This is a genomic window from Pseudomonas sp. GW821-FHT09H03 (genome assembly GCF_059415945.1).
The window spans coordinates 92,713-104,902 of sequence record NZ_JBWKOF010000016.1 but is presented as its reverse complement, the minus strand read 5'-3'; the positions used below and the strand labels follow the sequence as shown (position 1 = coordinate 104,902).

Sequence of the window (12,190 nt, the reverse complement as noted above, 5' to 3'; positions counted from 1 at the left end):
GCTTGCCAATAGCGGGAAGTGTAGGAAAAGGCTGTGGGAAATGTAGGACGTGTGCGGTTGAGATATTTTTTTTGATTGAAGTTGGTGCGTTGATTTTTCTGATGCCCTTCTTTGGGGCGTCATTAAGAGAGCGCAGCGTTCGGCAGCTCTTGCAGGGGGCGTGCTGCGATCTTCCAATGGATTACTCGGTGCTTCCGAGTCCCTGCCAGTGCTTGAGCCCAATAAAAATAAAGCGCAACTGCTGGGTGATCTTCGCTTGCGGCGTCAGATGTTCGGGCAACGCTTCGGCAGGCGGGTCGATGATGTCCGGCAGGGTGGCGAATACGCTTTTTACGATCAGATCGGCCATGACGCTCAGGTCAGCGATGCCCAGATGTTGCAGTTTCGGCATCAACGACAGATCAGCGGCCAGGTCCGAACTGATGTCTTCGCGCAGTCGGCCGATCGCCAGACGCACCGGCACCGAGCCGCCATATTGCTCGCGAGCGAGAAACAGGAACTGTGAACGGTTGGCGCTGACCACGTCGAGGAAGATCCGCACGGAAGCATCGATGATGCCGCCCATGACGAACTCATTGTGCCGCACCAGGCGGATGGTTTCGCGAAAGGTCTGGCCGACTTCGCTTACCAGCACCAGGCCCAGCTCATCCATATCGGCGAAATGACGATAGAAACCGGTGGGCACTATGCCGGCGGTTTTCGCCACTTCGCGCAAGCTCAGGCTGCCGAATCCTCGGCCGCCGTCCATCAAGCGCCGGGCGGCGTCCATCAGGGCGTTACGGGTCTGTTGTTTCTGTTCGGCGCGGGGCAGCATCGCAAGGTTTTTCTGCAAAGGGAGAGCGGCGCACTCTAGCAAATCGGCTTTGCCGGCGTCGAACGACTATGGGGGATCACGCGGGGAAGGGCGGTGTTGAAAAATCAAAAGCCCAATGCGGTGATTGGGCTTTTTTTCTGAGCGACCATGGGCTTAGCTCAGAGTGCTGTTGCGTTCGATTACGCGATCACCACCACCTTCAGCAAGGGTCTGGCCTTGTGGAGTGCGGTCCGAACCATCGGCGGCGAGGGTCTGGCCTTGTGGGGTACGGTCGGAACCGTCCTGAGTGATCAGGCCTTTTTCTTTCAGGCGATCATTACCGCCTTCGGCAAGGGTCTGGCCCTGTGGGGTGCGATCGGAACCATCAGCGGCGACCGTTTGGCTGAAAACCGAGTGGCTGTCTTTGACCTGGGGGGTGGCCTGGTCGGCGGCGGGCAGGGCAAAAGCGCTGCTGGCCAGCATCGAGAGGGTAAGGCTAAGTAGTAGTTGGCGTTTCATGATCGGGTGCTCCTCGTAAGGGCTTGAAAGTGGCTACGAGGGCAATGCTACTCTCGATAACTCGATATAAAAGTTCATAAACGCAATGGTAATAATCAACGGAATTGATTGTTTGCCCGCGGGCCTCTAGGTCAGGCGTTCCGGTCGCGGGCTTTGCCATGAAATGGCTGTTTTCGACCTGGCTGTGTCTCACAAAAATAAGGGCTCGGTGACGCTGCAAGAACTCATTGGTCAGCATTTGACTCGCAGATTTACGCGATATCGGTTAAACCTGCGGAGCTTTTACCAGTCGTAGATTGCATGGCGGGCCGTTTCTGGCTCACCGTTTCATAGGTGCGCCGCGGTCATGGCGCCCAGTCGTATCAGGAGTCCTGTGCAATGACGCGCACCCGTAAAGTACTTTCCTGGACCTTCGCCAGCCTTTTTGCACTGCTGGCAATTCTGGTACTGGTCATCGTGTTCTTCGATTGGAACCGGATCAAACCGAATATCAATGCCAAAGTCTCCGAGGAGCTGCACCGTGCGTTTGCCATCAACGGCAACCTCGCGGTGGTCTGGCAGCGCGAACCTGATGAAGGAGGCTGGCGCGCCTGGGTGCCTTGGCCGCATGTGGTAGCGCAGGATTTGAGCCTGGGTAACCCGGAATGGTCGAAGGCGCCGCAGATGGTCACCCTCAAGCGTGTCGAACTGCGCATCTCGCCCTTGGCGTTGCTCGCGCAACGCGTGGTCATTCCGCGTATCGACCTCACCGAACCCAATGCCGAGCTGCAGCGCCTGGCCGACGGGCGTGCCAACTGGACGTTCAAATTCGATCCCAAGGACCCGAATGCCGAACCGTCGAACTGGGTAGTCGATATAGGTGCAATCGGCTTCGACAAAGGCCATGTCACCCTTGATGACCGGCAGCTGAAAAGCCAACTCGATGTGCTCATCGATCCTTTGGGCAAGCCGATCCCGTTCAGCGATATCGTTGGCGACAAAACGGCAAAAAAGGTCCTGGAGAAGGGGGCAGCGCCGCAGGATTATGCGTTCGCCCTCAAGGTCAACGGCCAGTATCACGGCCAGAAGCTGACGGGCCAGGGCAAGATCGGCGGTTTGCTGGCCTTGCAAGACTCGAACAGACCGTTTCCGCTGCAGGCGCAGGTGAAGATCGCCGATACCAGCGTCGAGCTGGTCGGTACCCTGACGGACCCGCTGAATCTCGGCGCCCTGGACCTGCGCCTGAAACTGGCGGGCACCAGCCTGGGCAATCTTTACCCGCTGACCGGCGTGATCCTGCCGGATACGTCCCCCTACACCACCGACGGTCACCTGATCGCCAGGATGCATGAGGCCGGCGGCGCGGTATTTCGCTATGAGGAGTTCAACGGCAAAATCGGCGGGAGTGACATCCACGGCAGCCTGAAATACGTCGCCAGTCAGCCACGGCCGAAACTCAGCGGCTCGCTACTGTCCAATCAATTGTTGTTTGCCGATCTGGCGCCGCTGATCGGGGCCGATTCCAATGCCAAGCAACAAGCCCGTGGCGGTGACAGCAAGCAACCGGCGGACAAGGTGCTGCCAGTCGAAGAGTTCAAGACCGAGCGCTGGCGTGATATGGACGCGGATGTCGAATTCACCGGCAAGCGTATCGTCCACAGTGAAAAGCTGCCGTTCAATGACCTCTACACCCACCTGGTGCTCACCGATGGTGTGCTCAGCCTGGAGCCGCTGCGCTTCGGTGTGGCCGGCGGCAAGCTGGATGCGCAGATTCGTCTCAACGGCCATACCGATCCGCTGGAAGGCCAGGCAAAACTCACTGCCAGGGGGTTCAAGCTCAAGCAGTTGTTCCCGACCTTCGAGCCGATGAAAACCAGTTTCGGCGAGCTCAATGGCGATGCCGATATCAGCGGGCGCGGCAACTCGGTGGCGAAATTGCTGGGCAGCGCCAACGGCAAGCTGAAAATGCTGATCAACGACGGCGCCATCAGTCGCGAGCTGATGGAGTTGGCGGGGCTGAATGTTGGCAATTACGTGGTTGGCAAGATCTTTGGCGACAAGGAAGTGAAGATCAACTGTGCGGCTGCCGATTTCGACATCAAGAGCGGTCTGGCGACCACGCAGCTGTTTGTCTTCGATACCGAGAACGCAATCATCTATATCGATGGCACGGCGAATATGGCGACCGAGCAGTTGGACTTGACCGTCACTCCGGAATCCAAGGGTTGGCGTTTGATTTCGTTGCGTTCACCGCTGTACGTGCGGGGCAAGTTCATCAAGCCCGATGCAGGAGTCAAAGCAGTGCCGTTGATTTTGCGTGGCGCGGGAATGGTTGCGCTGGGTGTGATTGCCGCACCGGCAGCGGGCTTGCTGGCGTTGGTGGCGCCAAGCGGCGGAGAGCAGAATCAGTGTGCGCCGTTGCTGGAGCAGATGAAGGAAGGAAAGGCACCGAAAACAGTGAAGGGTTGAAGGCCTGCGGCTGTCCGCACAAGGGGTGTTTAAGGGGCACGATGCGCAGTAATGGGCCGCAGGTTCTTCAATGCAGAGTCAGTCGCTGGAGTCAGTTTCAGTTTCAGTTTCAGAAGTAATGGCGTGGAACAAATGGGTCCGCGCCTTGCTACCGAGTTTAGCGAACACCTGGTTTCTAATTGAGGCGTACTTGTCCTCAATCAAACGAGTGCTCCACAAGGAAGTTTCGATATCTCCGAGGATGAGCGTTTCACGGATCGGTTGCTCAAGGAAGGTTATGTCTACCTTTTTAGAGGTTTCGAGTGATAATTGAAGCGAAACGATTTTTTTGTTTTCGCAGACAATCGTCAATAGAGTACTCACGTTGAACGAAGGGAACTCTTCGAGTGCAGGTGGTTTTTCTGTTTGAATCCTGCTCAGGAACGCATTGCTGGCGGGCGACTCGCTGGGGAGTTGCGTGACGATCGATAATGCAGTTTTAAGTTGCTGTAGCTGTTTTTCGCTTAGTTCTTCGGATAGAGCGTTGGTCGCAATTTTTAGCACGCTGGATGGCGATTTTGGTCGGCGGCTATTTTTGAATTTCCCAGATTCCCAGAACAGCCTTCCTAACGAGGTCGTATAAGAAGAGAGCCAGCGCTCGGCGGTCCCGTTAGCTATTAAACTTGCCAGTAAGGATGCGTGCAGAATATTTTCTTTGAATTGCTCTGGGTGTAGACCGAGGAATAGGGTTATGTGCCCGTCGACTATATAGATGTCGGGTGATAATGGTTTCATGTGATTCTGCGCTAATGAAGTTGGATTTGGTTGGCGCTGAGGTCGTAATAAAAAACCTCGGCGCCATTTTTAACTGGGCTTTATTGGAAGCCTGGGATGCCGTCAAGGAATTCGTCAGCGGCGTTCCCCAACTTTTCAAGAACCTTGTTTCGGACCCTGCCGTACAGTTGAGTGTTGAGATAAACGGGGGTGGCCATTGATTTTACGGCGGTGGATTTAGTGGTCGATTTCCACCAGAGAATACCCCGGGAGCTTTCCTTTACATCTACACTTATGTAGCTGAGAATCATCATGGGAGAGCCTTCCCGGGTTTGCCAGACCGGAGAAATGTCAAAGTTGGCGTCATAGCCTGTTTGCGCATTTCGCTCATAGATTTTGATCAGCCCGTCGTCCCCTTTAACGCCTTCCACGGCTTTGCCGGCCAGTTGCGCCAAGCGTGGTGCATTTGCGCCAACCAGGTTTTGAAGGATGTCAAAGGCTACACCGTCCATTGTCAGGCCTGTTCTTTGTATTACCTTGTTCTGATTGTTGATTTTGCTGTATGTCCAGCCGAGGGTACGCAGGCCCTGTACATAATAGTCGTACCACTGCTCCAGTTCTTTTTTGATGTCATACTTCTGTGAGGCGGCGTTTTGCATCAGCAGTTTACAGTTGTCGACGTCATCGCGGTTTTGAGCAGATACTCCTGCCACGTAAATATTCATCATGTCCGGGCCGACAGTGCCGCTTTCCTTGGATGGATCAATCGGCAGACTGTCAGGTGCTGAGGAAAATGCTCGAGGTTTTACTGTTTTTGGTAGTGCTGGTAACGAATCGATGAATTCAAGCTGGTCTTCAAGATACATGGGTATAGTCCTTTATGGAATTATGCAGACGTCTTGTCTGTGTTTTAAATATAAGGATTTCGTATTTTAAATCTACTGTGCGATTGTAACTTGATGCTCGTGTGTGTGGGGGGTGCAAGATGATCTGCTGGTCAATAAAAAAGGCCTGATAGCAAATTAATTGCGATAAGGCCTGGTTGCTATCAGAGATCTTTGAGTATGTCCGCCATGTCATCCGCATGCTCTTCTTCCTGAGCCAGAATATCCTCAAAGATGCGTCGGGTCGTTGGGTCCTTCTCGCCAATGTACTGAATAATCTCGCGATAACTGTCGATGGCAATTCGCTCGGTCACCAGATCCTCGTAGACCATTTCCTTGAGCGAGTTACCCGCCACGTACTGAGCATGGGAGTTTTTCGTTAGTGTGTCGGGGTTGAACTCCGGTTCACCTCCAAGTTGCACGATTCGCTCGGCAAGTCGGTCGGCGTGTTCACCTTCCTGTTTGGCATGTTCGAGGAATTCTTCAGCAGCGACGTGAGCTTTTAGGCCACCGGCCATGAAGTAGTGGCGTTTGTAACGCAGCACGCAGACCAGTTCGGTGGCCAGCGACTCATTGAGCAGGCGTAGTACTTCCTCAAGGTTGGCACTGTAGTCCTCGGTCACGGCGCCGTTTTCGACGTTCTTGCGCGCACGTTCGCGAAGGGTGGTTACGTCAGACAAATGCATGTCACTCATCTCGTTCTCCTGGAGGCTAACCCGGTTTGCGTCACGCCTCTGAGGACGTGAGCGCTACTTAAGGTGTGAGTAATGAGTCCGGCGAAAAGTTTTATGAGATTTTTGGCAACAGATCGCCCCCCCGGGTTCAGCCTGCAGCCTTGCAAAACGGCCCGAAATTCATCGACATTGCGGATGTCGTGGAGGGCGTCGTGCAGTTGCAGCAAGGCATTTGACATAGACTTGTCATCTTCGCTGGCGATGCTTGGCTGATGTCTTGCATCGCGCCTTGCGTCACCCACCGATCACAAGGATGTTCGCCCATGTCGCAAGGTTCTGCTGCGCGCTATCCGCTGGTGCTGGTCCCGGGAATGCTCGGGTTTGTCCGTCTGCTGCTCTATCCGTACTGGTACGGGATCGTCGAGGCGCTGCGCCGTAATGGTGCGGTGGTGTTTGCGGTGCAGATCTCACCGCTCAATTCCACCGAGGTGCGTGGCGAGCAATTGCTAACACGCATCGACGAAATCCTCCGGGAAACCGGAGCCGCCAGGGTCAATCTGATCGGCCACAGCCAAGGCTCACTGACTGCCCGCTATGCCGCGGCCAAGCGCCCGGACCTGGTCGCATCGGTCACTTCGGTGGCGGGGCCGAATCATGGCTCGGAGCTGGCGGACTATCTGCACAAACACTACCCCCATGACAGCGTCAAAGGCCGGCTGATGAGTTTCCTGCTACGGCTGATCGCCTCGTTGATGGGCCTGCTGGAAACCGGCTATCGCGGGCCGAAGCTGCCGGTGGACATACATGCCTCCCATCACTCCCTCACCACCGAAGGCGTGGCGCTGTTCAACCAGCGTTATCCACAGGGATTGCCTGATACCTGGGGCGGGCAAGGGCCGGAGGAGGTCAATGGCGTACGCTATTACTCGTGGTCCGGCACCTTGCAGCCGGGCAAGACCGACAAGGGGCGCAACCTGTTTGACGGCACCAACCGCAGTTGCCGGTTGTTCGCCAAAACCTTTGTCCGTGAAGCCGGGCATTGTGATGGCATGGTCGGGCGCTACAGCTCGCACCTTGGGACGGTGATTGGCGACGAGTATCCGCTGGATCACTTCGATATCGTCAATCAATCGTTGGGACTGGTGGGCAAGGGGGCGGACCCGATCAGGTTGTTTGTCGAGCATGCGGCACGATTGCAGGCAGCCGGTGTTTAACAGGAAGACGGCGATGCGTCAGGTCAGGCTAACGCTGACCTTGCGGCCTAATACAGTGGTCCAGCGCTCAGAAAGAATCACCCCGCCCAGGGTCAACATCCCCCCCACCAAGTGATACATCGCCAGCTGCTCATGCAGCACCACCGCCGCAATCAGCGCGGTAATCAACGGCAGCAAATTGAAAAACAAGGTGGTCCGGCTCGGCCCCAGGCGTATCACGGCCTGCATCCAGGCCAGCGGGGCAACCATCGAAGCCAGCAGGCAGGCGTACAGCACCAGCGGAGTGTTCTGCAGGGTCAAGCCGGCCTTCTCTGAGAAAAGGAACAGCGGAAACAGCACCACCACCGCTACCAGCACCTGCAAATACAGGAGTACCAGCGGCGGCAGTTTCAGCTGCCACTTCTTCAGCAACGTGCTGTAGACCGCGTAGGCCAGGGTGGCGATCAGCATCATTGCGTCGCCGAGGTTTACCCCGTGCTCCAGTAGCGTGTCGAGGCTGCCCGAGGACACCACCACCAGCACACCGGCGAACGACAACACGGCACCCGCCAGCGCGCCGATGGTCAGGCGCTGACCGAGGCTGATGATTGCCATGGCCAATGACATAAGTGGCATCAGCGACAGGATAATGCCCATGTTCGTGGCCGAAGTGAGGCTTGCGGCGAAGTAGGCCAGGCTCTGGTAGACGGCCATGCCGAGAACGCCGAGGACAAAGACCTTGCCCAGGTTCGGGCGGATCGCCGGCCAATGGTTCAGCACTGGCTTGAGCATGAAGGGGGTGAACAGCAGGCCGGCGAGCAGCCAGCGGTAGAAGCCGATCTCGGCGGGGAAGATCGCCCCGGCTGACATCTTGGTGATCACGGTGTTGCCGGCCCAAATGAAAATGGCCAGCAGGGGATAAGAGTATTGCATGGGAAAAACCAGAACGTTAATGAGGGGCAATTATCCGCTTGTCTGGATACAAGCCTATACTTCTATCCAGACAACCCGCCCCTGATTTCGGACAGCATGAACAGTAAGCACATCGACCTGCTGGATTTTAGCGAATTGCCGACCCCGGTATATTTCCGCTATGCCGATTTCGAAACCCACGAATACGCCTTGGCACACCGCCACCCCTGGGGGACCCTGGAGTATTCGGCCAACGGCGTGTTGCACATGGAAATCGGCAGCAGCCGGTTCATGTCGCCACCGCAATATGCAGTGTGGGTACCACCCGAGACCGAGCACAGTTTCTACAGTAACCAGCCAATCAACTATCGCGCCGTGTGTCTGGCGCCGACCCTTTGTCGCGATCTGCCAAAACAGGCCTGCACCCTGGCCATCAGTGACATCCTCAAGGCAATCCTCAAGGACTTCGCGGCCCGCGACGTGAAAATCCCCGACTGCGATGCGGACCAGCGCCTGGCTCAGGTACTGGTGGATCAACTGCAACAAGCGCCGGTGCACGAGTGTTATTTACCTTACGCCAGCAGCTCCGGATTGCTCGGGGTTCTGCAAGCCTTGCAGGCCGAACCGGGCGATAACCGCCCCCTGGCGGAGTGGGCCGCAAGCATTCATGTCAGCGAACGTACGTTGGCGCGCCAGTTTGTCCGTGAGTTGGGCATGAGTTTTGGTGAGTGGCGCCAGCGCTTGCGCTTTCTGGCGGCCATCGAAGCACTTGATAGTCATCGCAGCATTCAGGAAGTGGCTTTCGACATGGGCTACAGCAGTGGCTCGGCGTTTATTGCGATGTTTCAGCGCCAGGCCGGCTGCACGCCGGAGCAATATCGGCGCAGCCAGCTGGAGAACAGGAAGGCGTAACCGGGGTTGTCTACACTCCTAACCATGCTGCCCCCCTTGCTGCTACGACCAGGAGAAAACTCCATGAAGATCTTGCGTGTCCCGTTGTTGATGATTGGTTTGCTACTGTGCTCCCAGGTTTTCGCCACCACGCCCCAGCAGGAGAAAATGACCACCTGCAACGCCGAAGCTTCTGCAAAAAGCCTTAAAGGCGATGAACGCAAAGCCTTCATGAGCACTTGCCTGAAGGTGGCACCAGCGGTTGAGGAAGCCGGTACTGCCCTGACCCCTCAGCAAGAGAAGATGAAGTCCTGCAATGCCGACGCCACCAGAAAAGTCCTCAAGGGCGATGAGCGCAAGGCGTTCATGAGTAGTTGCCTCAAGAAATAAAGCCAGGCGCGAAGATGCGGGGGACGGTCAGGGGGCGAGTGCATTTACTTGAACCCCGACAAAGGTCGACCCACACAATCCCTAGTGCTCACAAGGGATCGCTGGCAGACTGCCAATCCTTTTTACGCCGTTTGTTTTGAGGCTGTATGCCAACGTTTTCTCAGCGACAAATCTTGCTGGTCATCAGCTGGGTCATCATTTTTGGCGGGCTTCTACTGGTCCTGCCCCTGCGGTTGCTGCCCAGCTTGCTGGCCGGGTTGCTGGTTTTCGAACTGGTCAACATGCTCACCCCGCAATTGCAGCGGCTGATCGAGGGTCGGCGTGCGCGCTGGCTCGCGGTGGCGTTACTGGGAACCTTGATTGTCAGTGTGCTGACGCTGATCTTTGCCGGCGCCTTCAGCTTTCTGCTGCACGAGGCGGAAAACCCGGGTGCTTCGCTCGACAAGTTCATGGGGGTGGTTGATCGCGCGCGCGGACAGTTACCGCCGTTCATCGACGCTTATCTGCCGGCCAGCGCCGCCGAATTCCGCGTGGCGATTGGCGAGTGGGTGAGCAAGCACCTCAGCGATCTGCAATTGGTCGGCAAGGATGCAGCGCACATGTTCGTGACGTTGCTGATCGGCATGGTGCTGGGTGCGATCATTGCCTTGCAGCGAGTGCCTGACCTGACCAAACGCAAGCCGTTGGCCGCTGCACTGTTCGATCGGCTGCACCTGCTGGTTCAGGCGTTTCGCAACATCGTGTTTGCCCAGATCAAGATCTCCCTGCTCAACACCTTCTTCACCGGTATCTTCCTGGCGGTCGTGCTGCCGATGTTCGGCATCAAGCTGCCGTTGACCAAGACCCTGATCGTGCTGACCTTCCTGCTCGGCCTGTTGCCGGTGATTGGCAACCTGATGTCGAATACCCTGATCACTATCGTCGGGATGTCCCTGTCGATCTGGGTCGCCATGGCCGCGCTGGGTTACCTGATTTTTATCCACAAGCTTGAATACTTCCTCAATGCACGCATTGTCGGCGGGCAGATCAGTGCCAAGTCGTGGGAGTTGCTGTTGGCAATGCTGGTGTTCGAGGCCGCGTTCGGCCTGCCGGGGGTGGTGGCGGGGCCGATTTACTACGCTTATCTGAAGAGTGAGTTGAAGCAGGTGGGAATGGTTTGATCTGCTGTTGATCTGATTGTGGCGAGGGGGCTTGCCCCCGTTCGGTTGCGCAGCAACCGCAGTCAGTTGAATCAACACATCTGACGGTATGCGGTGTCTGGTTTCGGGGCTGCTGCGCAGCCCGACGGGGGCAAGCCCCCTCGCCACAGGGTTGCAGATCAGTCCATGGAGCCGTAGCGTTTTGCAGCCTCGATCGCCAGACCACTGCCGATACTGCCAAAGATGTTCCCTTCCACATGCCGCGCATTCGGCAGCATCGCCGAGACACTGTTGCGCAAGGCCGGAATCCCGCTCGAACCACCGGTGAAGAACACCGTGTCCACTTGATCGACCCGCACGTTGGCGTCATTGAGCAATTGCGTCACGCTGTTGCGCACCCGCTCCAGCAGGTTGTCGATGGCCGATTCGAACAGGGCGCGGCTCAGCTCCACGCTCAGACCCGCCTCGATGCGATCCAGCGGCACATGGCGGTGCTCAGCGTGGGTCAACTGGATCTTGGTTTCTTCCACTTCCATCGCCAGCCAGTGCCCGGCGCGCTGCTCGATCAGCTTGAACAGGCGATCGATGCCGCCGGTGTCTTCGATGTCATAGCGCATGCTGCCCAGGGCCAGCTGGGATTTCTGCGAGTACACCGAGTTGATGGTGTGCCAGGTCGCCAGGTTCATGTGGTGGCTGGTCGGCATGTAGGCACCACTTTTCATCCGGCTGCCGTAGCCGAACAGCGGCATCAGGCCGGCCAGCGAGAGCTGTTTGTCGAAGTCGGTTCCGCCGATGTGCACGCCGCCGGTGGCGAGGATGTCCTCGTGGCGGTTATCCACAGCCCGGCGCTCCGGCGACAGGCGTACCAGCGAGAAGTCGGAAGTACCACCGCCGATGTCCACAATCAGGACAAGCTCTTCTTTTTCGATGGTCGACTCGTAGTCGAACGCGGCGGCAATCGGTTCGAACTGGAAAGACACTTCCTTGAAGCCGATCTTGCGGGCCACATCCACCAGGGTGTCTTCGGCTTCCTTGTCGGCCATCGGGTCATCGTCAACGAAAAACACCGGACGGCCCAGCACCACTTCTTCGAATTCCCGACCGGCGGCGGCTTCGGCGCGGTTCTTGAGCTGGCCGATGAACAGGCCGAGCAGGTCCTTGAATGGCATGGCCGTACCCAGGACGCTGGTGTCGTGCTTGATCAGCTTCGAGCCCAGCAGGCTCTTGAGCGAGCGCATCAGGCGGCCTTCGTAGCCCTCCAGGTACTCGTGCAGCGCCAGCCGGCCGTACACCGGGCGGCGTTCCTCAATGTTGAAGAAGACCACCGAAGGCAGGGTGATCTTGTCGTCCTCCAGCGCGATCAGCGTTTCCATGCCGGGGCGCAGCCAGCCGACGGTGGAGTTGGACGTGCCAAAGTCGATACCCACGGCACGGGCTGGAGATGCGTTGTTCATGTCTTTCAGGTTCCGGTTAAAAAACGGCCGCGCAGTGTATGTCAGAGTGCGACAGATTCGAAGGCCGACTATCTGCTAAATCTCGCAGCGCTATGTCTTGAAAGACGCGTCGACACCCCCAAACTACCCTGCATCAACCG

At 57.1% G+C, this 12,190-nt stretch carries 12 protein-coding genes; 5 read left to right on the top strand and 7 right to left on the bottom strand.

Going from position 1 to position 12,190, the window contains the following annotated elements:
* Window positions 1-181 precede the first annotated feature (181 nt).
* Entirely contained in the window at window positions 182-814 is a 633-nt protein-coding gene (locus AC07OG_RS21615) for a TetR family transcriptional regulator (RefSeq protein ID WP_060542775.1), read from the bottom strand.
* A gap of 153 nt (window positions 815-967) precedes the next feature.
* Window positions 968-1,312, bottom strand: a complete 345-nt coding sequence (locus AC07OG_RS21610) for a hypothetical protein (protein WP_495068044.1) — start codon at window positions 1,310-1,312, stop codon at window positions 968-970.
* A gap of 378 nt (window positions 1,313-1,690) precedes the next feature.
* On the opposite strand from AC07OG_RS21610, the gene AC07OG_RS21605 reads away from it, so the two are divergent.
* Window positions 1,691-3,760 (top strand): AsmA family protein, encoded by a 2,070-nt coding sequence (locus AC07OG_RS21605; RefSeq protein WP_495068043.1) that lies wholly within the window; start codon window positions 1,691-1,693, stop codon window positions 3,758-3,760.
* Between the two features lie 78 nt (window positions 3,761-3,838).
* Here AC07OG_RS21605 and AC07OG_RS21600 read toward each other — a convergent pair whose 3' ends face one another.
* The 3 genes from AC07OG_RS21600 to AC07OG_RS21590 form a co-directional block, all read right to left on the bottom strand.
* The gene (locus AC07OG_RS21600) at window positions 3,839-4,534 is read right to left on the bottom strand and encodes a hypothetical protein (protein ID WP_495068042.1); all 696 of its coding nucleotides are present in this window, start codon (window positions 4,532-4,534) and stop codon (window positions 3,839-3,841) included.
* Between the two features lie 80 nt (window positions 4,535-4,614).
* Window positions 4,615-5,379 (bottom strand): hypothetical protein, encoded by a 765-nt coding sequence (locus AC07OG_RS21595; RefSeq protein ID WP_218425767.1) that lies wholly within the window; start codon window positions 5,377-5,379, stop codon window positions 4,615-4,617.
* Window positions 5,380-5,561: 182 nt separating this feature from the next.
* Window positions 5,562-6,092: a ferritin-like domain-containing protein gene (locus tag AC07OG_RS21590; protein ID WP_495068041.1), complete on the bottom strand. Its 531-nt coding sequence runs from the start codon at window positions 6,090-6,092 to the stop codon at window positions 5,562-5,564.
* Between the two features lie 302 nt (window positions 6,093-6,394).
* Between AC07OG_RS21590 and AC07OG_RS21585 the strand changes: the two genes are divergently transcribed.
* On the top strand, window positions 6,395-7,285 hold the full coding sequence (locus tag AC07OG_RS21585) for an esterase/lipase family protein (RefSeq protein WP_495068040.1): 891 nt from the start codon (window positions 6,395-6,397) through the stop codon (window positions 7,283-7,285).
* 18 nt (window positions 7,286-7,303) lie between these two features.
* On the opposite strand, the gene AC07OG_RS21580 is transcribed toward AC07OG_RS21585, so the two are convergent.
* The gene (locus AC07OG_RS21580; RefSeq protein WP_495068039.1) at window positions 7,304-8,197 is read right to left on the bottom strand and encodes a DMT family transporter; all 894 of its coding nucleotides are present in this window, start codon (window positions 8,195-8,197) and stop codon (window positions 7,304-7,306) included.
* A 96-nt stretch (window positions 8,198-8,293) separates the two neighbouring features.
* Here AC07OG_RS21580 and AC07OG_RS21575 point away from each other — a divergent pair, with 96 nt between their 5' ends.
* The 3 genes from AC07OG_RS21575 to AC07OG_RS21565 all read left to right on the top strand — a co-directional run bounded on the left by AC07OG_RS21575 (window position 8,294) and on the right by AC07OG_RS21565 (window position 10,617).
* Window positions 8,294-9,088 (top strand): AraC family transcriptional regulator, encoded by a 795-nt coding sequence (locus AC07OG_RS21575; protein WP_495068038.1) that lies wholly within the window; start codon window positions 8,294-8,296, stop codon window positions 9,086-9,088.
* Between the two features lie 63 nt (window positions 9,089-9,151).
* Window positions 9,152-9,457 (top strand): PsiF family protein, encoded by a 306-nt coding sequence (locus AC07OG_RS21570; RefSeq protein ID WP_060542784.1) that lies wholly within the window; start codon window positions 9,152-9,154, stop codon window positions 9,455-9,457.
* Between the two features lie 146 nt (window positions 9,458-9,603).
* Window positions 9,604-10,617: an AI-2E family transporter gene (locus AC07OG_RS21565; protein WP_060542785.1), complete on the top strand. Its 1,014-nt coding sequence runs from the start codon at window positions 9,604-9,606 to the stop codon at window positions 10,615-10,617.
* Window positions 10,618-10,775: 158 nt separating this feature from the next.
* Here the strand turns inward: AC07OG_RS21565 and AC07OG_RS21560 are convergent, their stop codons facing one another.
* Window positions 10,776-12,050, bottom strand: a complete 1,275-nt coding sequence (locus tag AC07OG_RS21560) for an Hsp70 family protein (RefSeq protein ID WP_218425768.1) — start codon at window positions 12,048-12,050, stop codon at window positions 10,776-10,778.
* Between the last annotated feature and the right edge of the window lie 140 nt (window positions 12,051-12,190).

Bases quoted from the DNA above. Each gene is read 5' to 3' on its own strand.
- AC07OG_RS21600 (WP_495068042.1), bottom strand. From the start codon at position 4,534: ATGAAACCATTATCACCCGACATCTATATAGTCGACGGGCACATAACC.
- AC07OG_RS21605 (WP_495068043.1), top strand. From the start codon at position 1,691: ATGACGCGCACCCGTAAAGTACTTTCCTGGACCTTCGCCAGCCTTTTT.
- AC07OG_RS21560 (WP_218425768.1), bottom strand. From the start codon at position 12,050: ATGAACAACGCATCTCCAGCCCGTGCCGTGGGTATCGACTTTGGCACG.
- AC07OG_RS21575 (WP_495068038.1), top strand. From the start codon at position 8,294: ATGAACAGTAAGCACATCGACCTGCTGGATTTTAGCGAATTGCCGACC.
- AC07OG_RS21615 (WP_060542775.1), bottom strand. From the start codon at position 814: ATGCTGCCCCGCGCCGAACAGAAACAACAGACCCGTAACGCCCTGATG.
- AC07OG_RS21590 (WP_495068041.1), bottom strand. From the start codon at position 6,092: ATGAGTGACATGCATTTGTCTGACGTAACCACCCTTCGCGAACGTGCG.
- AC07OG_RS21580 (WP_495068039.1), bottom strand. From the start codon at position 8,197: ATGCAATACTCTTATCCCCTGCTGGCCATTTTCATTTGGGCCGGCAAC.
- AC07OG_RS21585 (WP_495068040.1), top strand. From the start codon at position 6,395: ATGTCGCAAGGTTCTGCTGCGCGCTATCCGCTGGTGCTGGTCCCGGGA.
- AC07OG_RS21565 (WP_060542785.1), top strand. From the start codon at position 9,604: ATGCCAACGTTTTCTCAGCGACAAATCTTGCTGGTCATCAGCTGGGTC.
- AC07OG_RS21595 (WP_218425767.1), bottom strand. From the start codon at position 5,379: ATGTATCTTGAAGACCAGCTTGAATTCATCGATTCGTTACCAGCACTA.
- AC07OG_RS21570 (WP_060542784.1), top strand. From the start codon at position 9,152: ATGAAGATCTTGCGTGTCCCGTTGTTGATGATTGGTTTGCTACTGTGC.
- AC07OG_RS21610 (WP_495068044.1), bottom strand. From the start codon at position 1,312: ATGAAACGCCAACTACTACTTAGCCTTACCCTCTCGATGCTGGCCAGC.